The sequence below is a fragment of the Kluyvera sp. EC_51 genome, from assembly GCF_019584505.1.
In the GTDB taxonomy this organism is placed as follows: domain Bacteria; phylum Pseudomonadota; class Gammaproteobacteria; order Enterobacterales; family Enterobacteriaceae; genus Kluyvera; species Kluyvera sichuanensis.
Map to the genome: position 1 here is coordinate 30,666 of NZ_VDAG01000029.1, position 21,971 is coordinate 52,636.

The following is a 21,971-nucleotide window of genomic DNA, read 5'->3' on the forward strand; positions in this document are numbered from 1 at the left end:
TTTAGGTGATTTGTTTTAGTGATCGAGATCGTAAAGATTTATTTCATGAATATATTGATTACCAGGACGTGATGAGCCTCAAGTAATTAGCCGTTGACTTTCCAGAAATAGTGTCACAGATCACATCAAAGATTACCTTACATTAAATTTACATATCTTTATAATTATAATTTATCATTATAAATCAATTAGATAATGCAATTAGTCACTCACGTTATTTATTTCAGATTAATAATGACACTATCTAACAATATGAACATTAAGCGTTAACGCTATAACTAGTTACATTTCTTCCTATTTATCTGCCTATTTCAGAATAAGAATCAGCCATTTTTGGTAGGCTATTAGACGCTCGACCAGGCAGACCTTAACCATGGTGATTTAACGCTCCACCGTAATACCCACCTCCTCCTTCCCTGCTTAAAAACACCAGTGCTGCATCACGAGATAGTTTTTCTTTATCGACACGCGATTTCTTCTGATTCGTCACGCTCGGCGCTCGCTGCCATCATGGCTCCACAGCAAACGGCATGTCGCCGTGAAATGAACAACCCATCGAGGTCAGCAATGAGCGCATTATTCTCCGGTAAAAAATTATTAGTGGTTGGCGGTACCAGCGGTATGGGTTTTGAAACCGCAAAACTGGTACTGAAAAACGGCGGCAGCGTGGTTCTGGTGGGTAATCGCCAGGATAAAGCAGAGCAGGCTCGCCAGGCACTGATGGCCGATGGTCAGGTCTCCATCATCATTGCCGACCTGATGAAAGAAGAAGGAATGCAGCACGTCATTAACACCATTAACGCAGAACATCAGGACATTAGTCTGCTGGTCAACGCCGCAGGTGTCTTCTTCCCGAAAGCGTTCACCGAGCATGAGATGGCGGACTACGACATGTATATGAGCATCAACCGTGCGACCTTCTTTATTACCCGTGACGTGGTGCGCAACATGGTGAATGCTGGTATCCAGGGCGCTATCGTTAATATCGGTTCGATGTGGGCGCAGCAGGCCATTGGCGCAACGCCGTCTTCTGCCTACTCCATGGCGAAAGCGGGCCTGCACGCGTTGACTAAAAATCTGGCTATTGAGTTGGGTAGTAAAGGGATCCGCGTAAACGCCGTCTCTCCGGCAGTGGTACACACCCCGATCTACGAAGGCTTCATTCCGAAAGAAGAGGTCGGCACGGTGATGAGCAGCTTTGACAGCTTCCACCCGATTGGTCGCGTCGGTACGCCTACCGATGTAGCTGAAGCCGTCTCCTTCCTGCTGTCTGATAAAGCAGGCTGGGTTACCGGCGCTATCTGGGACGTTGATGGTGGCGTGATGGCGGGTCGTAACGCCTGATAAGGCAGGTATGGGCGGAGCCTTTAATGATAACAATAAACTTGGCATATGACAGATGGCTTTGAACCGTTGCCGATTAGCCGGAACCTACCGAAAAAAGTAGCGGTCACACACAGGCAGGCCACCGCTATATTTCCCCAGCTTCTGGCACTTCCCACGCCGAGAATACTGATTTTCTCGGCGTGGGAAACGCCCCACTGTGCGCTAAAGCCAAAAATTACCACTATCCGTTATCCCATTAAAAAAAATAATACAACTGAACATGATCGGCCTTAACTCCCATCCAATTGACCAGACCATTCAAACCAATCGCCATATAAAGCAACCTCTTATATTAACAATCAAAATATTTAGAGTGTTAATCATTCGGATAAATAATTAAATCATTTTATAAATATGATTAATCGAAACAGGTTGAGATACATAACCGCAAACAATTTCCACAACTAATTCACATCTATCCTATAGAGCAGTTGCCATATATTAATTTTACTCACCACTCAATAAGTGATATATACTCACCCAAATTGCAGCACATCCCCATTATGCATGGGATATACATAATGGATAAATCTGGCTCTACCACAACATAACAAAATAATTAATGGAATATGATAGGAAATCAGCATGAATAGAACAGCTAAGTGGTTTGCGGTTATCACCTTCATCAGCGTACTCGCAGGTTGCGCGCGTACCGCACCGATAGAACAGGTTCGTTCCGTTGTGGCGGCAGGCCATACTACCGATCAGGTTAAGCATGCCATTTTACACGCAGGTGTTCAGCGTGAATGGCTTATGAGTGAATCCGCGCCAGGCACTATCAAAGCGACGCAGAGCACAAATGGTCATGTCGCCATAGTTAACATAAACTATACATCTACAAGCTATTCAATTAGTTATGTCAGCAGCATCAATTTAAAGGCTTCAGGCGGGAAAATTCACAAAAATTATAATCGTTGGGTGAGAAATCTTGACAAAGATATCCGCCTTAACCTTGCAGCAATGTACTAATTGAGTTTCACGCCGAGCTGCTTAAAAAGGGTTCAGTATCTTTCTGACAGACTTAATAGCTTATAATAATATGTATACACAGGATCCACTAAGTGCATTGGATGCGATTACCGAAGCGCAAAAAATTGCTTTTGCCCCGATGCTGTTTCAGGCTGCTATCAGCCTACGGAATACCGGGATACTGTCTTATTTAGATCAGCAGGGAAAAAACGGCGCTACGCTGGAAGATATTTCAACAAGGTGCTCTCTGGACGAGTATGCAGTCAGTATTCTTCTGGATATGGGCCTTAGTGGTCGAATCATGACATCAGCAAGCAATGCCTATTATTTAACCAAAATAGGCCACTTTTTGCTGCACGATAAAATGACCAATGTGAATATGGATTTCACACAGCATGTTTGCTACCAGGGATTATTCTACCTGGAGCATGCGTTAAAAGAAGGAAAACCATCAGGGTTGAAAGTTTTTGGTGATTGGCCGACAATTTATCCCGCACTTTCAGTACTTCCAGAAACCACACGTGAAAGTTGGTTTGCCTTTGATCATTACTACTCTGACGGCGCCTTCACAGCTGCGCTGCCTCACGTTTTCGCTAGTCGCCCAGCAACGCTGTACGATGTGGGTGGAAATACAGGAAAATGGGCACTGCATTGCTGTCAATATGATGCCAATGTAACTGTAACTGTATTAGATTTACCGCAGCAAATTGCACTGGCACGCGAGAATATTGATAATGCCGGTCTATCACAGCGGGTTAAACTTCATGCCGTCGACATGCTGAGTAATGCACCATTACCCAACGAAGCCGACATCTGGTGGATGAGCCAGTTTCTTGACTGTTTTTCACCTGAACAGATTATCACCATGCTGGGCAATATTGCGCAGGCAATGAAACCAGGAGCCAGACTGTGCATTATGGAACTCTTCTGGGATGCGCAGAAATTTGAAGCCGCTGCGTTTAGCCTGAATGCAACATCGCTCTACTTTACCTGTATGGCTAATGGCAATAGTCGATTCTACAGCGCAGAGAAGTTTTATCAGTACCTGGACTGCGCAGGATTTCAGGTTGATGAACGTTACGACAATCTGGGCATTGGTCATACCTTGTTGATCTGTAATAAAAAATAATTTGAAGATGGCATCAATATCTTGCTTTGGCATTCATTTGAGTGCCGCTTTACTCATTGATTAGGCGCGAGTGGATGAAATTTGCATTAAATATCATTGATTGGCAGGCCAGCGCGCCGGGCATCGATAATGCGGAACAATGGCGACATTGGTCACAGCATCCGCATGCTATAGATTCCGACGCACCGCTCGGAAAGCCGAAAGAGTTGCCGATGATGACTGCTCGTCGCCTTAGTTCAGGTAGCAAACTGGCCGTAGAATGTGGCCTCGCGCTCCTGCGCCGCCATCACATTGATGCAATATTGTTCACCAGTCGCCACGGAGAACTTGAACGGAACTTCCGTATACTGCAGGCTCTAGCCACAGAACAGCCTATCTCTCCGACCGATTTCGCGCTGTCGGTGCATAATTCCTCGATAGGCAACTTGACCATTGCCGCCAAAAAACCTCTTGTGTCGTCCTCACTTTCTGCTGGTCGTGATACTTTTCAACAAGGCCTCTGCGAAGCTATTGGCCTGATGCAAGCGGGATACTCACGTATTTTGATGGTCGATTTTGACGGGTTCTTGCCCGAGTTTTATCACGCTTATCTGCCTTCAACGATGCCAACCTGGCCTTTTGCCGTGGGGTTCGTGTTGGAGGCTGGCATCAACTGGCAGTGCGAAACCCAGCGCGGCGCGGCACGAGAAGAAGACTCACTGCCGCAAAGCCTGCAGTTTCTCCAGCACTATTTACAGAATGTCGAAGAATTCACCCTCCCCGGCGAGCGTACACAGTGGCGCTGGAGCCGAACATGAGTACATTATTTTTACGTGTAAACCGTCTCTGGCGGGCGGCGATGACCGGCTTTTGCTTCATGCTATTTGGTATTGGCGGGCTTCTGCTCTCCCTCATCTGGTTCAACTTGCTGCTGGTTATCGTGCGCAATAAAGCACGGCGCAGAAGCGTGGCACGGCGCAGTATCTCCGCCAGTTTCCGCTTTTTCTTAACGATAGCAAAAACCGTCGGCGTACTGGATTACCGCATCATAGGTGCCGACCTGCTACGTCAGGAGCGTGGCTGTCTGATCGTCGCCAACCATCCAAGTCTGATTGACTACGTCATGCTGGCTTCTATCATGCCCGAGACTGATTGCCTGGTAAAAAGCGCACTACTGAGTAATCCCTTTCTCAGTGGCGTAATTCGTGCGGCCGATTATCTAATTAACGATCAGGCCGACGCACTGCTACCGGCCAGTCGCCAACGCCTGCTGCAAGGTGACACCATTTTAATTTTCCCCGAAGGTACACGCAGCGTCCCCGGAGAGAAAATGACGCTTCAGCGTGGCGCAGCAAATATTGCGGTACGCTGCAATAGCGATCTGCGGGTGGTCGTGATCGCCTGCACCGAGCACATGTTGAGCAAACAGAGGAAATGGTACGACGCACCGCCCACCAAGCCCATCTTTACCATCGAGGTTGGCGAACGGATACCACTTCATCAGTTTTACAATGCAGATTTACAAGAACCGGCACTGGCAGCAAGACAGTTAACCCGGCACATTTTGCTTAAATTACAACCAAATACCATAAAAGACATAGGAATTAATGATGCAAGCGCTTCATCTTGAAATTAAAAATCTCATCATAAACACATTAAACCTCGATGAGCTCACCGCCGATGATATCGACACCGAGGCAGCGCTTTTTGGCGATGGTCTGGGGCTGGACTCAATTGATGCCCTGGAACTGGGGTTGGCGGTAAAAAATCAGTACGGTGTTGTACTTTCCGCAGAAAGCGAAGAGATGCGTCAGCACTTCTTTTCGGTCGCCACGCTGGCATCGTTCATTCATACGCAACGAGCCTAAGGATAGCCCGTTATGACCGAACAAAAAGCCATTTACGAAGAAGTATCCGCGCTGCTGGTTAAGTTGTTTGACATTGAACAGCAGGATATCCGACCTGAAGCACGACTGTACGAAGACCTTGATCTCGATAGCATCGATGCAGTTGATATGATCGTACACCTGCAAAAGAAAACCGGTAAGAAAATCAAACCGGAAGAGTTCAAAGCAGTGCGTACCGTGCAAGATGTTGTGGACGCGGTTGAACGTCTACTTAAAGAAGCGTAATACGTGATGCCGAGCCTTCGCTCGTTGCCTGCGGTACCGCTCCTGACCGGACTGTTGCTGTTGGCCTGGCCTTTTTTAATTGGGTTTGGGTTAGCACACAACGGTTTGCATTGGTTGCTACCGCTGATGGCTCTACTTCTCTTCTTACGTTTTCGTCAGACACGGCGAAGAATGGGACCAATGCGTATCATCACACAGGTGGTCGCCATTGCGGGCATCGCGCTGTGCCTTGCCAGTTACTTGCTTAAAACCCACCAGTGGCTTCTGTTTTACCCGGTAGTGGTAAACGTAGTGATGCTGACGGTATTTGGCGGTTCACTGTGGTCTGCAATGCCGATTGTTGAGCGACTGGCGCGTCTGCGCGATCCGCACCTGCCCGTGGCTGGGGTGCGCTACACTCGCCGCGTCACGCAAGTATGGTGTGTCTTTTTCATCGCCAACGGTAGCATCGCGTTTTATACCGCTCTTCGCGGCGATATGTCCCTGTGGACCGCATGGAACGGCATGATCGCTTATCTGCTAATGGGGCTGCTCATGGGTAGTGAGTGGCTTGTACGACGCCATATGATGAAACGAGATTCACGATGAAGCCGCCTTTAAAGCTGCTTGAATGGCTCACTGCGCCTCGCCCGGCATCAACACCTATCGCCTGGTTGGATAAACACACCTGGACGCTCGGCCACTTACGCCATGATGTAGCACGGTTGATAGAACACCTGCAACAGCAGGAAGGAGAGCGCTGGGCGCTATGCTTTGAAAATAGCTACTTATTCATTGTTGCGCTGCTGGCAACCCTCCATGCAGGTAAAACGCCGGTAATACTGGGGCATAGCCGCGCTTTGCTGCTGGATGAACAGCGTGCATTCTTCGACGGCGTGTTGAGTGATAAGGCTCTGGAGTGGCAAGGACCACTGTGGGTTGTCCGCTCTTCCATGACACCTGCCAGCGAATGCTCTGTCTTTCTCGACATTCGTCACGATGCCTCAATAGAAATGTTTACGTCCGGCTCCACCGGGCAGCCAAAATGCATTATTAAATCCATTACGAGCCTGGATCGCGAAGTGGAACTACTGGCTACCCGTTTTGATAAGCAACTGGCAGGTTGCCGGGTAGTGGCATCCGTCGTGCCGATGCACCTGTATGGCCTGACATTTCGTATATTTCTTCCAATGTCCCTGAGCCTGCCGCTGCACGCAGCAATGCTGCACTACGCTGAACAGTTGGCGACGCTTGACCACCAGCATCGTTACACGTTTATTAGCAGCCCTGCTTTTTTAAAGCGTCTTGATCCATGCCTCACGCCGCCGCCCATCGCGATGCTGCTCTCAGCAGGCGGCAAGCTATCCTGGCTGGAGGCGTTGCAGACCGCCGAATGGCTTAAAATTTGGCCGGATGAAATCTACGGCAGTACTGAAACCGGCGTCCTGGCCTGGCGTTATCGTCGCCGGGATGACGTGAGCTGGCAGCCGTTCCCCGGCGTACATTTTACCGCTGAGAATGAACTATTTCGCGTTACCTCACCGCTGATTACCGATACTGACGGCTTACTACTCGACGATATTTTGCATTTCGATTCCGATGGGCGGTTCCACCTAATGAAACGCCGTGGACGGGTGGTAAAAATAGAAGAAAAACGGGTTTCACTTTGTGAAATCGAACAACGACTGCTGGAACTGGAAGGCATCTGCGAAGCCGCTGCGCTGCAGGTAGTTCGTGCTGGGCGTCAGGCCGTTGGGGTTCTGCTAGTCCTGGACAGTGAGGCCCGCCAGCGCTGGCAAAGCGGCAGTCATAATTCCCAGATACTGTCATGGCGGCGAGCGCTGCAACCGTGGCTGGAGCCGGTCGCTATTCCTCGTTACTGGCGCATCATTGACGGGATACCCGTCAACAGTATGAACAAGCGTGTCTATGCGCAATTACAGGAGTTGTTCCATGATACCCCAAGAAATTGAGCGTCATCAGACATTGCCAGAGCAGCTTGAGATTGTACTGTATCTGGACCCAACGCTGTTCTGGTTCAAAGGCCATTTTGCCATACAACCGTTGCTTCCCGGCGTCGCTCAGATGGACTGGGTAATGCGCTACGCTCCACTGCTACTCGGCCCAGGCTGGCGCTTCCACAGCATCCAGAACGTTAAGTTTCAGGCGCCGCTGCTACCCAAAAATACCGTCACACTCACGCTAAACTGGCAAGAGGCACGTCAGATACTGACGTTTAACTATCAACGCCACGATGGAGATGCTCGTCATACAGCCAGTAGCGGGAAGGTTCATCTATGTCGTTGACCATTTCGCCCTGCATCCTGATCCCTTGCTACAATCACGGCGCGATGATGCCACAGGTACTCGCGCGCCTGCGGCCATTTAACCTACCCTGTATCGTCGTGGACGATGGTAGCGATGCCAGCACTCGCAAAACGCTGGAGCAATTGGCGGCGCAAACAACGAATTTGATCCTGATTCGTTTGAGTGAGAATGCGGGCAAAGGTGCCGCGGTGATTCGGGGTTTACAAGCTGCCGCCGAGGCTGGTTTTAGCCATGCTGTGCAGGTGGATGCCGACGGTCAACATGCCATTGAAGATATTCCACAACTGCTGGCACTGGCAGAAAAACATCCGACAGCGCTCATTTCTGGGCAGCCCATTTACGATGACACGATTCCCCGCTCGCGCCTATACGGCCGCTGGGTCACCCACGTCTGGGTCTGGATTGAGACTCTATCGTTCCAGTTGAAAGACAGTATGTGTGGTTTTCGCGTCTACCCGATAGCCCCAACGCTTACACTGGCCCAGCGTGTCATGCTCGGCAAGCGAATGGACTTCGATACCGAAGTAATGGTACGTCTCTACTGGCAGGGGAATGACAGCTATTTTGTCCCAACTCACGTCACCTATCCGCTCGATGGGCTGTCGCATTTCGATGCCCTCAAGGACAACCTGCGCATCTCCCGCATGCATACACGCCTGTTCTTTGGCATGTTGCCGCGTATCCCTTCGCTACTCTTTCGCCGTTCGTCACAGCACTGGGCGCAGCAGCAAGAGGTTAAGGGGCTTTGGGGGATGCGTCTGATGCTGCTGGTCTGGCATCTATTAGGACGAACGGCATTCGCACTGCTGCTCTACCCGGTGGTCGGTGTTTACTGGCTAACCGCAACGCGCGCGCGAAATGCCTCACGGCAATGGGTAGCCCTCGTTCGTGAGCGACTCATCGCACATCAGTTGCCGATACCGAAAAATCTCTCTAGCTATCAGCACTTCCTACGCTTTGGCAATGCAATGCTCGATAAAATCGCCAGCTGGCGCGGTGAACTTAAACTGGGGCGCGATGTGGTCTTCGCCCAGGGGGCAGAAGCGGCGCTCAACCACAGCGGCGATCGTGGCAAACTGCTTCTCGCTTCTCATCTTGGTGATGTGGAAGTCTGCCGAGCGCTAGCGCAATTGGAAGGGAGCAGGACCATCAATGCGCTGATATTCAGCGATAACGCACAGCGCTTTAAGCAGATTATGCAGGAAATGGCGCCTCAGGCCGGGATTAATCTGCTGCCAGTTACCAATATTGGCCCGGATACCGCAATGCTGCTCAAGGAGAAGTTGGATCGCGGCGAGTGGATCGCCATTGTTGGCGATCGCGTTGCCGTTAATCCCCAGCGCGGCGGCGGATGGCGCATATGCTGGAGTCACTTTATGGGCCAGCCAGCACCGTTCCCGCAGGGGCCATTTATTCTTGCCTCTATTTTACGCTGCCCGGTCGACCTACTTTTTGCCCTGCGTCAGGATGGCAAGCTGCATATTCATTGCGAATCTTTTGCCAACCCGCTGCTCCTACCTCGTGCCGAACGCCAGTTTGCCTTACAGCAAGCCATTGACCGCTATGCCAAACGCCTGGAGCACTATGCCCTACAGTCCCCGCTCGACTGGTTTAACTTTTTCGATTTCTGGCAATTGCCGGCCCCACAAAGCAAGGAGTAAAAGGTGCTAAACGATCCCCGTTTTACGGCTGAAGTTGAGTTGAAGATTGCCTTTCATGACGTCGATATGATGGGCGTGGCCTGGCACGGTAACTATTTTCTCTATTTCGAAATTGCCCGCGAAGCGCTGCTGAACCAATTCGACTATGGCTATCGCCAGATGAAAGCATCAGGCTACTTATGGCCAGTGGTCGATACCCGCGTGAAGTACCGTCACCCGCTAACCTTCGAGCAGCACATTCGCGTGCGCGCCCGTATTGAAGAATTCGAGAACCGTCTGCGTATTGGCTACGACATTTTCGATGCCGAATCAGGCAAACGTACCACGACCGGATACACCATCCAGGTTGCCGTCGAAGAAACCAGCCGCGAGATGTGTTTTGTCAGCCCTGATATTCTGTTTGAACGAATGGGAGTAACACCATGAGATTCCTGCCGCTGATCGCGATGTTGATAAGCCCCTTCGTCAACGCTCTGACGCTCGACACGTTGCAGCAGCGCTTTACCGAACAACCGGTCATTCGCGCGCACTTCTCGCAGACCCGCACAATTAAGGATCTACCGCAGCCGCTACGATCTCAGGGCACAATGTTGATCGCTCGCGACCAGGGGTTACTGTGGGATCAAACGAGCCCCTTCCCCATGCAGTTGCTGCTGGATGATAAACGCATGGTGCAGGCCATAAACGGTCAGCCACCGCAGACCATCACAGCGGAAAACAACCCGCAGATGTTCCAGTTTAACCATCTGCTTCGCGCGTTGTTCCAGGCCGACCGCACGGTGCTGGAGCAAAACTTTCGCGTTGAGTTTAAAGACATGGGGGAAGGCAACTGGACGCTACGTCTTACACCAACCACCACGCCGCTGGATAAAATCTTCGCCACTATTAATTTAGCCGGTAAGGACTATCTGGAGCGCATTGCACTCAATGACAAACAGGGCGATCGCACAGAGATCGCCCTTTCCCAACACCAACTGATGCCCGCCCAACTGACCGATGACGAACGCCAACGTTTTGCCGCACAGTAAACGACCCGCGCTACTGTGGGGCATAGTCTGCCTGATACTGCTGGGGGCGATGCTGACGCTGCTGCCTCAGGCGAAGCTCAACAATAGCGTACTGGCGATGCTGCCTAAACAGACGATGGGGGCCATTCCTCCCAGCCTGAACGATGGCTTTATGCAGCGTCTCGATCGCCAACTGGTCTGGCTGGTTAGCCCCGGCCAACAGGCGAACCCTCAGATCGCCCGCGACTGGCTGACGATGCTGGAAAAATCACCCCCGTTAACGGAAGTAAAAGGGCCAATAGATGCCGCTAGCCAGCAAGCATGGGGTACCTTTTTCTGGCAACATCGCAACGGTCTGATTGACCCGGACACTCGCACACGACTACAAAACGGCGGAACGGCACAAGCACAGTGGATCCTCTCCCAGCTCTATTCAGCCTTCTCTGGCGTCAGCGGTAAAGAGCTGCAAAACGATCCGCTAATGCTGATGCGTGGCTCGCAGCTGGCAATGGCAAAAAATGGGCAACGTCTGCGGCTGATGGACGGCTGGTTGGTCACGCAAGACAGCGAGGGGAATTACTGGTATCTGCTACATGGTGAACTAGCCGGTTCATCATTCGATATGCAGCAAACGCACCGGTTAGTCACGATGCTAAGCACATTGGAAGGAGAGCTAAAAGTACGTCACCCACAAGCTCAAGTGCTGTCGCGCGGTACGGTTTTCTACAGCGACTACGCCAGCCAACAGGCCAAACAGGATATTTCTACCCTTGGCGTGGCAACCTTACTGGGCGTGTTACTGCTGATTATCGCCACCTTTCGTTCGCTGCGCCCACTGCTATTGTGTCTGATATCAATCGGCATCGGCGCCCTGGCGGGTACCGTTACCACATTGCTTATTTTCGGTGAGCTGCATTTAATGACGCTGGTGATGAGCATGAGCATCATCGGAATTTCCGCCGACTACACGTTATATTACCTGACCGAACGCATGGTACATGGCTCAGAGGCCACGCCATGGCAAAGCCTTGATAAAGTGCGGAATGCGCTACTACTTGCGCTGCTGACTACCGTTGCAGCATACCTGATCATGGTGCTTGCCCCCTTCCCCGGCATTCGCCAGATGGCGGTATTTGCCGCGGCGGGCCTAAGCGCCTCCTGCCTGACGGTAGTATTCTGGCATCCGTGGCTGTGTCGCGGGCTGCCGGTACGTCCGGTTCCGGCCATGGTGTTGATGCTACGCTGGCTTGCCGCATGGCGCCGCAATAGAAAATTGTCCATTGGTCTACCGGTAGCGCTAGCCATCTTTTCGTTGCCAGGCCTCACCGCACTGCGCGTCGACGACGATATTTCGCAACTACAGGCGTTGCCACACCACCTTCTGGCGCAGGAAAAAACTATCACCAGGTTAACCGGCCAGAGCGTAGACCAGAAATGGTTCGTGGTGTACGGAACCTCCGCTCAGCAAACGCTCGCACGGTTAGAAATGTTTATCCCCGCGCTGGAACAGGCTAAAGCCAAAGGTTGGCTGAACGGCTACCGCACGATCCCGCTGAACTCACTGGCACGACAGGAGCAGGATCTTAAGCTATTAAAAAATGCTGCCCCAACCGTCGCTAAAGTACTGGCCGAGGCTGGGGTAACGGCGGTAAATCCAGACCTGAAACCAATGCCCGTCACGGTCGATAACTGGCTCAGTAGCCCCGTTAGCGAAGGCTGGCGACTGCTGTGGCTGACGTTGCCTGATGGCGAAAGCGGCGTACTGGTGCCAGTTGAAGGAGTAAAGGATAGCAAGGCGTTGAACGGCCTCGGCGCAAAATATTCCGGCGTCGCATGGGTAGATCGTAAAAGTACCTTCGATGCATTATTTGCCCTGTACCGCCATATTTTGACCGGCCTGCTCGGTGTAGCAATCGCCGTCATTGCCTGCGGCGCTGTCGTCCGACTCGGCTGGCGGAAAGGTCTCATCAGTCTCGTGCCGTCGGTGCTCTCTTTGGGCTGTGGGGTGGCGGTTCTGACTTTCAGCGGACACTCGCTCAACCTCTTTTCACTGCTGGCGTTAGTGCTAGTACTGGGAATCGGCATTAACTACACGCTATTTTTCAGCAATCCTCGCGGCACACCGCTGACATCATTACTGGCGATCACCCTGGCCATGCTGACCACCCTGATGACGCTCGGCATGCTCGTTTTTAGCTCCACCCAAGCCATTAGCAGCTTTGGCATCGTGCTGGTAAGCGGCATTTTTACCGCCTTCCTGCTGTCACCGCTCGCGATGCCAGGTAAAAAAGAGAAGAAAAAAAGATGATAAATATAAGCAAACTTGCCGGATGGTGGCCACAGCTAATCCGGGTTGTCCACGTCCTCCGTAGGCCTGATAAACACGGCGCCATCAGGAATACTGCCGTGATGGTTGCCGCATTCATCCTGGCCGGCTGCAGCCACTCGCAACAGGATCAATCTACTCACCCGCAGGCGTGGCTGGAACCCGGCACTCGCGTCATGCTACCCGCTCCGAGTATCTCTCCGGCGATTAATTCGCAGCAACTGCTGACCGGTAGCTTTAACGGCCAAACCCAATCTCTACTGGTGATGCTGAACGCCGATGCGAGCAAGCTGACGCTGGCCGGACTGTCATCGGTCGGAATTCGCCTGTTCCTCGTGACCTACGACAACAGCGGGCTGCATTCCGAACAGTCAATCGTCGTGCCACAACTGCCACCAGCCAGTCAGGTTTTGGCTGACGTGATGCTTAGCCACTGGCCGATTAGCGCCTGGCAGCAACGATTGCCGAAGGGTTGGTCGTTGACCGACCGCGGCGATAAACGCGAACTACGTAACGCACAAGGCAAATTGGTTACCGAAATCACCTATTTAAACAGAAAAGGCATGCGCGAACCGATTAGCATCGAGCAGCACGTCTTTAAATACCACATCACCATTCAATATTTAGGTGACTGAGATGATCTACATTTCTGCTGTGGGCGTGATTAACGCTCTGGGCAACGATTCCGACGAAGTCGCCGTCAACCTGATATCCGGCATATCTCCCGGCATGCGTGCCAGGGCAGGTTGGCTGCAAGGACATCCGCACGCGGTTTTGGCCGGCGTAGACGGTAATCTGCCCACTATCCCGGAAGCGTTCAATGCCCACCGCTCGCGCAATAACCAACTGCTGCTGGCCGCACTGGCGCAAATTCAGCCTCAGGTGGATGCAGCGATAGCCCTGTATGGGCGCGACCGAGTCGCCATAGTTTTAGGCACCAGCACCTCTGGGTTGGATGAGGGCGATATACACGTTGACCTGACGCTGAATGGCCGAGAAAGCGAGGCCTGGCAGTACCCACAGCAGGAACTGGGCGATCCGTCACGATTTCTCAGCCACTGGCTAGACCTTGACGGACCAGCGTTTACCCTCTCGACAGCCTGTTCCTCCAGTGCCCGAGCAATCATCAGCGGACGCCGTCTGATTGAATCCGGGTTGGCAGACGTAGCGATTGTCGGCGGCGCCGACACGCTGAGCCGAATGCCAATTAACGGCTTCCATAGCCTGGAATCGCTCTCCCCTACCCAATGTCAACCATTTGGCCTCGGCCGCAGCGGCATTACCATTGGTGAAGGTGCGGCGCTAATGTTGCTGACCCGTGAACCTCACCCCATTGCGCTACTGGGTGTCGGCGAGTCAAGCGACGCACACCATATCTCGGCCCCGCACCCACAAGGTGAAGGGGCGATCCGCGCTATTGAACAAGCGCTGTGCGATGCCAACATGGTTCCTGCCGACATCGGGTACATTAACCTGCATGGCACCGCGACACCGCTCAACGATCAAATAGAATCTAAAGTGGTGAGCACGCTGTTCGGGGAAAACGTACCTTGCAGCTCAACCAAACACCTGACGGGGCACACGCTTGGCGCTGCAGGTGTTACCGAAGCCGCGATCAGCATGCTGATTTTACAGCGTAACCTACCGTTACCGGCACAAGACTTTAGCCTATCGCCACGCGATCCGTCGCTGCCGCTCTGCGGAATTATCGACAGACCTCAGCCGCTGGAGCGCCCGACCATTCTGTCCAATTCATTCGCCTTCGGTGGCAACAACGCCAGCATTTTGCTCGGGAGGATCACATGAAGCACTACTTATCGCCCGGGGAATACCTGCCGCACGACGCCCCCATGCTGCTACTAGAAAACGTCATCAGCGTGACTGATGAAACCGCAGAATGCCGCGTGACCGTGAACCATACGGGCGTACTGGCGCCGTTTCTTGACCCGCAGGGTCAACTTCCCGGCTGGTATGCGCTGGAATTGATGGCCCAGACCGTTGGCGTCTGGTCTGGCTGGCATCGCCGCCAGCATGCTCAAGCCGCAATTTCACTCGGGATGGTGCTCGGCGCTCGCGAACTCACTTGCGCAGCAGGCGCGTTTCCTGCAGGTAAAACGTTGTTGGTTGGCGTTCAGTTGCTGATGCAAGATGACCGTTTCGGCAGCTTCGAATGCACCATTACGGCAGACGAAGAGACGCTAGCGACGGGGCGCGTCAACACCTTCCAGCCAACGGCTGAAGAGCTTCATTCTCTATTTCAACAAGGAGCGTCCACATGAGTCGTTCAGTTTTAGTTACCGGCGCTAGCAAGGGTATTGGTCGCGCTATCGCTTGCCAATTGGCAGCGGACGGCTTTGTGGTCGGTGTCCATTATCACCGCGATACTGATGGCGCGCAGGCGACACTAGCGTCGATTAATGCCGCTGGCGGCGTCGGACGTTTACTCTGTTTCGACGTCAGCAATCGCGAGCAGTGCCGCGAAGTGCTGGAACAGGATATTACCGCCCATGGAGCATGGTACGGCGTGGTAAGCAATGCGGGCATCACCCGCGACGCGGCCTTCCCGGCACTTAGCGAAAACGACTGGGACTCGGTTATCCATACGAACCTCGACAGCTTTTACAACGTCATTCAGCCCTGCATCATGCCGATGATTGGCACCAGACAGGGGGGACGTATTATCACCCTATCATCGGTGTCCGGCGTAATGGGCAACCGTGGGCAGGTCAACTATAGCGCTGCCAAAGCTGGGATCATCGGCGCTACTAAAGCGTTGGCAATTGAGTTAGCAAAACGAAAAATCACCGTCAACTGTATCGCGCCAGGACTCATTGACACGGGCATGATCGAGATGGAAGAAACTGCGCTCAAAGAAGCGATGGCAATGATTCCAATGAAACGAATGGGCCAGGTCGAAGAAGTTGCCGGGCTGGCTAGCTATTTAATGTCGGACATCGCGGGCTATCTCACCCGCCAGGTCATTTCCATCAACGGAGGGATGTTATGACACGTCGAGTCGTCATCACGGGCATGGGTGGTGTCACCGCCTTTGGGGAAAGCTGGCAGAACGTATCAGCCAGACTACTGGCCTATGAAAATGCCGTACGCAAAATGCCGGAATGGCAGATATATGATGGGCTACATACGCTGCTCGGCGCGCCAATTGATAATTTCACTCTGCCGGAGCACTACACCCGTAAGCGCATTCGTGCAATGGGCCGCGTGTCGCTGATGTCGACCCGGGCAACCGAATTAGCGCTGGAGCAGGCAGGACTGATTGGCGACAGCGTGCTTACCAACGGCGAAACTGGTATTGCTTACGGATCTTCAACCGGCAGTACGGGTCCTGTGAGCGAGTTTGCGACCATGCTGACTGAAAAGCACACCAATAACATCACCGGTACCACTTACGTGCAGATGATGCCGCACACTACTGCAGTAAATACCGGTCTTTTCTTTGGCCTACGTGGACGAGTGATCCCTACCTCCAGCGCCTGCACATCAGGAAGTCAGGCGATAGGCTATGCATGGGAGTCTATTCGTCACGGCTACCAGACCGTGATGGTCGCTGGCGGTGCAGAGGAGCTGTGCCCATCGGAAGCGGCAGTCTTTGATACTCTGTTTGCTACCAGCCAACGCAATGATGCACCGAAAACAACCCCGTCTCCGTTCGATGAACAGCGGGATGGACTGGTGATTGGCGAGGGCGCAGGGACGCTGATACTGGAGGAACTGGAACACGCAAAAGCGCGCGGAGCCACTATTTACGGCGAAATTATCGGCTTTGCGACTAACTGCGATGCAGCGCATATCACCCAACCACAACGCGAAACCATGCAGATTTGTATGGAGCAGTCGTTAAAAATGGCGGGGCTCAGTCCGCTCGATATCGGTTATATTTCTGCTCACGGTACCGCTACCGAGCGTGGTGATATCGCCGAGAGTCAGGCTACAGCGGCCATCTATGGCGACAATGTGCCAATTTCTTCGCTGAAAAGCTATTTCGGCCATACTCTAGGCGCCTGTGGTGCGCTTGAAGCCTGGATGAGCCTGCAGATGATGCGAGAAGGTTGGTTTGCGCCAACGCTTAATTTGTATAAACCAGACCCGAACTGTGGTGCGTTGGATTACATCATGGGTGAAGCGCGAAATATTGACTGCGAGTTCCTGCAGAGCAATAACTTCGCATTTGGCGGAATTAATACTTCGATCATTATAAAACGCTGGGCGTAGTAGATGTATAGCCTGTTGCTGGGAACGATATCGGAACTATGCGAGGGTAAACTGCCTCCGGCGTTAGCTGAGCAGGCCCCCTCGGGAGCCCGACGAGCATCCTGGCTAGCAGGCCGTACTCTGCTTTGTCACGCACGCGCACCGCTGCCTGAAATAATCTACGGTTCCCAGGGAAAACCCACTTTTTCACCAGGAACACCGCTGTGGTTCAACCTCAGCCACAGCGGTGACACTATCGTCTTGTTGCTAAGCGATGAAGGCGAGGTCGGATGCGATCTTGAAGTCGTCCGTCCTCGTGAGAACTGGCCGACACTGGCACATGCCGTCTTCACCCCTCAAGAACGAACGGAACTGGAAACCAAGCCTTCAAATGAGCAGCTTGCCGCTTTCTGGCAAATTTGGACGCGTAAAGAGGCTATTATCAAGCAATGTGGCGGTAGCGCCTGGCTAATGGCAGACATCGATAGTACACGGCAGACTGCTCCTTTCGTCTCCCATCGCTGGCTAGGCTCACTGAGTCTTTCGATATGCACACCTACACCGGTAAATTGCGCGGAGATTATGGTTCAGTGGTTACATGTCGAGAACGGAAAATTATACGCAGGGCGGAATAACCTTACAGTCGCACAGGACGGATGGGGCACCGCTGAGTTAGACCAATGAATACATGCTACGAACGTAGATTTATCAACGGATAATCAGACTTTTTGGAATTCGAGAGTATGAGATTTGGAGCGGGCGAAGGGAATCGAACCCTCGTATAGAGCTTGGGAAGCTCTCGTTCTACCATTGAACTACGCCCGCAAAGGTGTGCGAGGAGCATTATAAACGTTACTCCTCGCCTGGCAAGCCTTTAGGCAGCTAAGTGATGATAAAATAACCGCTTAGCACTTCGGCTTGCTGCCCTGCGGCGGCAAGTAGCGCAGCGGGTCGATGGCCGTGGCGCGATAGCGAATCTGGAAGTGCAGCCTTACCGAATCGGCGTCTGAGTTGCCCATAGTGGCTATCTGCTGGCCAATTTTTACGTTTTGACCGTTGTTCACCATCAGCTTATCGTTGTGCGCGTAGGCGGTAATGTAATCTTCATCATGCTTAATCATCACCAGGTTGCCGTAACCGCGCAACTGGTTGCCGACATAGACCACTTTCCCCGCCGCCGCCGCGTAGACCGGCTGACCACGGCTGCCTGCGATATCAATCCCCTTATTACCGCCTTCCGAGGTGGAGTAACGCATCACCACCTTACCGGTAGCCGGCCAGCGCCAGCAGCGTTGGCCCACTGCTGGCCATGAGGATAGCGGAACGGCGGAAGACGGCGTGACTTTCGCCGTTTGGGTCGTGCTGGATTTTTTGCTGCCGGAGGATTTCGCCGAGCCGTTCACCTTGAGCTTCTGGCCGACGTTGATGTTATACGGCGGCGAGATGCCGTTAAGGCGAGCCAGTTCCCCGACGCTGGTGCCCGTCATCCGCGAAATGCGCGACAGCGTGTCGCCTCGCTTGACGGTGTAAACCGAGCCGCTATAGCTGCCTTCCGAATTGGAAGATTTTCCAGCACAGCCAGACAGCGCAAGCCCGATAATCAGGCACATTAACAGACGTATTGGGGAAGAGAGTTGGCGTCCTGCTCGCAAAACGAATCCTCAGGTCATAAACGTTCGGGTGGCCTATAATAGCAGGCTCGCGCTGGATGCCAAACCATCAACCCTGGGTGTTAATGGGAAACGGGTAGCCTTCCGCCACCAGCCCCATCACTTGCGGGCACCAGTTTACCGCCGGGATTTTCACCATGGCAGGGTAGAAAATCTGCGGTGAGGGGAACACATCCACGACATAACAGTTCTTAAGCTTTTCAGCGCAGACCTCAGACGACGGCAGCAGCGTCGCGGCGGCAAGCCCCGACTCCAGCCAGTCGAGGATCACCCCCGGTTGGGTGATATGCATAATCACTTTAGGATTCACGCCTGCTTTGCGAAACAAGTCGATCAGCATCTCGTAGGTGCCAGAGTCTTTCGCCCGATGCAGCAGCACCAGCGGCAACGCCCCCAGTGCGGCATAATCAAACGGATTGTCAGGCGACTCTGGCAGACATGTTTTATTGATAACCGCCACCAGCTTCACCGGGTCAAACGACACGTAGTCAAACCCTTCACTGCGGTAGGGGCGCTGAATAAACGCCAGATCGATAGCCCCTTCATTGAGCAGCATCTCCAGATGGCTGGAGTCGGTCACCGAGATATTAATTTCGATTTCCGGGTGACGTTGATACAGCGCCAGCAGCAGCGGTTTGAAATAGGACTGGAACAGATGGCTCATCCCAAAACGCAGCTGAAGCCGGTCTTTCTGTGCGATCTCCATCGTTTCCCTGGCGGTATCTTCCACCTGACGCAGAATCTCACAGGCTTTTCGATAGAGAAAAAAGCCCGCTTCGGTCGGCTCAATGCGGTTGCCGTGGCGTAAAAACAGCGGCGTTTGCAGTTCGTCTTCCAGCTCCTGGATACGCTTGCTCAGCGGCGGCTGTGCCATGTTCAGCACCTTTGCCGCCTGGCTTATCGACCCCTGCTCCACCACCCGACAGAAATACCGTAATCGCTTTAAATCCATGCCGCCCTCGCTGTATATCCGCTTTGCTATAGTTTACGCACGAAGCCTGTTGTTGTAGCCACATCTTTTTGATCTTGCCTGACCAAGCGAAACGGTATTTGCCCCTTATTTCCGTAAGGAATAGGGTTAGCACAGACATTATTTCCGATTATCAACAGGAACAAACCGTGAAAAAGACAACAACCGTTCGCGACCTGCGCTCCGCGCTAGCGTTGCTGAAAACGCTGCCGGGCGAATACGTTGAAACCGATACTGAAGTGGATCCGCATGCGGAGCTATCCGGCGTATATCGTTACGTTGGAGCCGGCGGCACCTGCCAGCGCCCAACCCGCAAAAATGGCCCGGTGATGGTGTTCAACAAGATCAAAGGCTTTAACGACATCAGCGTGGCGATCGGCATCAACGGCTCCCGTAAACGCGTTAGCCACTTCCTGGACTGCCCGCCCGAAAGACTGGGCCATCTGCTGAAAGATTCCGTACAAAGCCCGATTCCACCGGTTTTGACCAATGAAAAAGCCGTGGCTCAGGAAGTCGTCCATTTGGCAACTGATGCCGATTTCGACCTGCGTAAACTGCTGCCTGCGCCAACCAATACCGAAGAGGATGCGGGCCCGTACATCACCATGGGTCTGTGCTATGCCTCCGACCCGGAAACTCACGAATCGGATATCACCATTCACCGTCTGTGCGTCCAGAGCCGCGATGAACTTTCTATGTGGCTGACGCCAGGCCGTCATATCGATGCTTTCCGCATGAAGGCGGAAGAGATGGGGCAGCCGCTGCCGATCTCTATCAGCATCGGCGTTGACCCGGCGATTGAAATTGCCGCCTGCTTTGAACCACCAACCACCCCGCTCGGCTTTGATGAGCTGAGCATTGCGGGCTCGCTGCGCGGCCAGGCCGTCGAGATGGTGAAGTGCCTGACCATCAATGAAAAAGCGATTGCCCATGCGGAAATCATTATTGAAGGCGAGCTGCTGCCAAACGTGCGCGTTCGTGAAGACCAGAACACCAACACCGGCCGCGCAATGCCGGAATTCCCAGGCTATACCGGTGAATCGAAAGATGCGCTGCCGGTGATTAAAGTGAAAGCCGTCACCCATCGTCATAACCCCATCTGGCGCACCACCGTCGGTCCTGGTGAGGAACACGTCAACATGGCGGGTATCCCAACCGAAGCGAGCATTCTCGATATGGTTGGCCGCGCGATGCCTGGCAAACTGCTGAACGTCTTCGCCCACTCCGCAGGCGGCGGCAAGCTGCTGGCCGTCATGCAGTTTAAAAAATTCTCCCCGGCGGACGAAGGCCGCCAACGTCAGGCGGCACTGCTGGCATTCTCAGCCTTCCCCGAACTGAAACACGTCATTCTGGTCGATGAGGACGTGGATATCTTCGACAGTGACGACGTGCTGTGGGCGATGCAAACCCGCTATCAGGGCGATGTCGATACCATCACCATTCCGGGCGTTCGCTGCCACCCGCTGGATCCGTCTCAGGTACCTGAGTACAGCCCAAGCATTCTCCAGCAGGGGATGTCATGCAAAACCATCTTCGACTGCACCGTGCCGTTCCACCTGAAGCATCACTTTGAGCGTTCTAAATTCAAAGAAGTGGACGTAAAACGCTTTCTGCCGGACTTCGAGTAAGAGGAATAGACAATGACACCACGCATCATTATCGGCATCAGCGGCGCATCCGGCTTTCAGTATGGCGTTAAGGCGCTGGAACTCCTTCAGCCGCTTCCGCTAGAGGTTCATCTGGTCGTCTCCAAAGGCGCAGAAAAAACCTGTGAACTGGAAACGGACTTCCGTCTGGATGAGGTGATGGCGATGGCTGATGTTGTCCATCCCATCGGTAATCTGGGTGCCGCGATCTCCAGCGGTTCCTTTAAAACACTGGGGATGCTGGTCGCCCCCTGTTCGATGAGAACGCTGGGCGCCATTGCACATTGTCTTACCGATAATCTGCTGACTCGGGCAGCGGACGTGGTGCTCAAAGAGCGCCGCCGTCTGGTGCTGCTGGCGCGTGAAACGCCGCTCAACCTCGGCCATATTCGCAATATGGCCGCCGTGACTGAAATGGGCGGGATTATCTTCCCGCCGGTCCCGGCTCTCTATCAGCGTCCGCAAACGGCGGACGACATTATTACGCACAGCGTAAATCGCGCGCTGGATCTGTTCGACATCGACGTGGACAACATTCCGCGCTGGGGCGAAGGATCACTGCGCCACGACGGCTAGT

At 53.1% G+C, this 21,971-nt stretch carries 23 protein-coding genes, 1 tRNA gene and 1 pseudogene; 22 read left to right on the forward strand and 3 right to left on the reverse strand.

What is annotated here, in order from left to right; translation table 11 throughout:
* The first annotated feature begins 567 nt into the window (after positions 1–567).
* The 20 genes and pseudogenes from FHC49_RS08125 to acpT form a co-directional block, all read left to right on the forward strand.
* Positions 568–1,344, forward strand: coding sequence for an SDR family NAD(P)-dependent oxidoreductase (locus FHC49_RS08125; protein ID WP_220439485.1), 777 nt, complete (start codon positions 568–570; stop codon positions 1,342–1,344).
* A gap of 627 nt (positions 1,345–1,971) precedes the next feature.
* A complete protein-coding gene (locus tag FHC49_RS08130; protein WP_220439486.1) occupies positions 1,972–2,355 on the forward strand; it encodes a hypothetical protein in 384 nt (127 codons plus the stop codon).
* Between the two features lie 70 nt (positions 2,356–2,425).
* Positions 2,426–3,484 carry a methyltransferase gene (locus FHC49_RS08135; protein ID WP_220439487.1) on the forward strand — a complete coding sequence of 353 codons (1,059 nt, stop codon included), beginning with the start codon at positions 2,426–2,428 and terminating at the stop codon, positions 3,482–3,484.
* 74 nt (positions 3,485–3,558) lie between these two features.
* Positions 3,559–4,281: a beta-ketoacyl synthase chain length factor gene (locus FHC49_RS08140; protein ID WP_220439488.1), complete on the forward strand. Its 723-nt coding sequence runs from the start codon at positions 3,559–3,561 to the stop codon at positions 4,279–4,281.
* Positions 4,278–5,093, forward strand: coding sequence for a 1-acyl-sn-glycerol-3-phosphate acyltransferase (locus FHC49_RS08145; protein WP_220439489.1), 816 nt, complete (start codon positions 4,278–4,280; stop codon positions 5,091–5,093). Before FHC49_RS08140 ends, FHC49_RS08145 begins: the two co-directional genes overlap by 4 nt.
* Positions 5,074–5,331, forward strand: coding sequence for a phosphopantetheine-binding protein (locus tag FHC49_RS08150; RefSeq protein WP_220439547.1), 258 nt, complete (start codon positions 5,074–5,076; stop codon positions 5,329–5,331). Before FHC49_RS08145 ends, FHC49_RS08150 begins: the two co-directional genes overlap by 20 nt.
* Positions 5,332–5,343: 12 nt before the next feature.
* Positions 5,344–5,595 (forward strand): acyl carrier protein, encoded by a 252-nt coding sequence (locus tag FHC49_RS08155; protein WP_220439490.1) that lies wholly within the window; start codon positions 5,344–5,346, stop codon positions 5,593–5,595.
* Between the two features lie 6 nt (positions 5,596–5,601).
* On the forward strand, positions 5,602–6,183 hold the full coding sequence (locus FHC49_RS08160; RefSeq protein WP_220439491.1) for a hypothetical protein: 582 nt from the start codon (positions 5,602–5,604) through the stop codon (positions 6,181–6,183).
* A complete protein-coding gene (locus FHC49_RS08165) occupies positions 6,180–7,547 on the forward strand; it encodes an AMP-binding protein (RefSeq protein WP_220439492.1) in 1,368 nt (455 codons plus the stop codon). Before FHC49_RS08160 ends, FHC49_RS08165 begins: the two co-directional genes overlap by 4 nt.
* Complete coding sequence (locus tag FHC49_RS08170; RefSeq protein WP_220439493.1) at positions 7,528–7,881, forward strand: hydroxymyristoyl-ACP dehydratase; 354 nt, start codon at positions 7,528–7,530, stop codon at positions 7,879–7,881. Before FHC49_RS08165 ends, FHC49_RS08170 begins: the two co-directional genes overlap by 20 nt.
* Entirely contained in the window at positions 7,872–9,563 is a 1,692-nt protein-coding gene (locus FHC49_RS08175; RefSeq protein ID WP_220439494.1) for a glycosyltransferase, read from the forward strand. The genes FHC49_RS08170 and FHC49_RS08175 overlap by 10 nt, the downstream gene beginning before the upstream one ends.
* A 3-nt stretch (positions 9,564–9,566) precedes the next feature.
* Positions 9,567–9,989, forward strand: a complete 423-nt coding sequence (locus tag FHC49_RS08180) for a thioesterase family protein (protein ID WP_220439495.1) — start codon at positions 9,567–9,569, stop codon at positions 9,987–9,989.
* On the forward strand, positions 9,986–10,591 hold the full coding sequence (locus FHC49_RS08185) for an outer membrane lipoprotein carrier protein LolA (protein ID WP_220439496.1): 606 nt from the start codon (positions 9,986–9,988) through the stop codon (positions 10,589–10,591). The genes FHC49_RS08180 and FHC49_RS08185 overlap by 4 nt, the downstream gene beginning before the upstream one ends.
* Positions 10,560–12,878, forward strand: coding sequence for an MMPL family transporter (locus FHC49_RS08190; RefSeq protein ID WP_220439497.1), 2,319 nt, complete (start codon positions 10,560–10,562; stop codon positions 12,876–12,878). The genes FHC49_RS08185 and FHC49_RS08190 overlap by 32 nt, the downstream gene beginning before the upstream one ends.
* A gap of 101 nt (positions 12,879–12,979) precedes the next feature.
* Positions 12,980–13,531 carry a DUF3261 domain-containing protein gene (locus tag FHC49_RS08195; protein ID WP_220439548.1) on the forward strand — a complete coding sequence of 184 codons (552 nt, stop codon included), beginning with the start codon at positions 12,980–12,982 and terminating at the stop codon, positions 13,529–13,531.
* Between the two features lies 1 nt (position 13,532).
* Positions 13,533–14,702 (forward strand): beta-ketoacyl-[acyl-carrier-protein] synthase family protein, encoded by a 1,170-nt coding sequence (locus FHC49_RS08200; RefSeq protein WP_220439498.1) that lies wholly within the window; start codon positions 13,533–13,535, stop codon positions 14,700–14,702.
* A complete protein-coding gene (locus FHC49_RS08205) occupies positions 14,699–15,175 on the forward strand; it encodes a 3-hydroxy-fatty acyl-ACP dehydratase (RefSeq protein ID WP_220439499.1) in 477 nt (158 codons plus the stop codon). The genes FHC49_RS08200 and FHC49_RS08205 overlap by 4 nt, the downstream gene beginning before the upstream one ends.
* Entirely contained in the window at positions 15,172–15,903 is a 732-nt protein-coding gene (locus tag FHC49_RS08210; RefSeq protein ID WP_220439500.1) for a 3-ketoacyl-ACP reductase FabG2, read from the forward strand. Before FHC49_RS08205 ends, FHC49_RS08210 begins: the two co-directional genes overlap by 4 nt.
* The gene (locus FHC49_RS08215; RefSeq protein ID WP_220439501.1) at positions 15,900–17,129 is read left to right on the forward strand and encodes a beta-ketoacyl-ACP synthase; all 1,230 of its coding nucleotides are present in this window, start codon (positions 15,900–15,902) and stop codon (positions 17,127–17,129) included. Before FHC49_RS08210 ends, FHC49_RS08215 begins: the two co-directional genes overlap by 4 nt.
* 3 nt (positions 17,130–17,132) lie before the next feature.
* A pseudogene (gene acpT / locus FHC49_RS08220) lies at positions 17,133–17,696 on the forward strand (4'-phosphopantetheinyl transferase AcpT); the annotation flags it as partial.
* A gap of 163 nt (positions 17,697–17,859) precedes the next feature.
* Here acpT and FHC49_RS08225 read toward each other — a convergent pair.
* From FHC49_RS08225 to FHC49_RS08235, 3 genes are all read right to left on the reverse strand, one after another.
* Positions 17,860–17,933: transfer RNA gene (locus FHC49_RS08225), tRNA-Gly, on the reverse strand.
* 80 nt (positions 17,934–18,013) lie between these two features.
* The gene (gene actS / locus FHC49_RS08230; RefSeq protein WP_370631758.1) at positions 18,014–18,760 is read right to left on the reverse strand and encodes an amidase activator ActS; all 747 of its coding nucleotides are present in this window, start codon (positions 18,758–18,760) and stop codon (positions 18,014–18,016) included.
* A 67-nt stretch (positions 18,761–18,827) separates the two neighbouring features.
* A complete protein-coding gene (locus FHC49_RS08235; protein ID WP_220439503.1) occupies positions 18,828–19,730 on the reverse strand; it encodes a LysR family transcriptional regulator in 903 nt (300 codons plus the stop codon).
* A gap of 167 nt (positions 19,731–19,897) precedes the next feature.
* Between FHC49_RS08235 and FHC49_RS08240 the strand changes: the two genes are divergently transcribed.
* Positions 19,898–21,376 carry a UbiD family decarboxylase gene (locus tag FHC49_RS08240; protein ID WP_220439504.1) on the forward strand — a complete coding sequence of 493 codons (1,479 nt, stop codon included), beginning with the start codon at positions 19,898–19,900 and terminating at the stop codon, positions 21,374–21,376.
* A 12-nt stretch (positions 21,377–21,388) separates the two neighbouring features.
* The gene (locus FHC49_RS08245) at positions 21,389–21,970 is read left to right on the forward strand and encodes a UbiX family flavin prenyltransferase (RefSeq protein ID WP_185670154.1); all 582 of its coding nucleotides are present in this window, start codon (positions 21,389–21,391) and stop codon (positions 21,968–21,970) included.
* The last annotated feature ends 1 nt before the right edge of the window (position 21,971 follow it).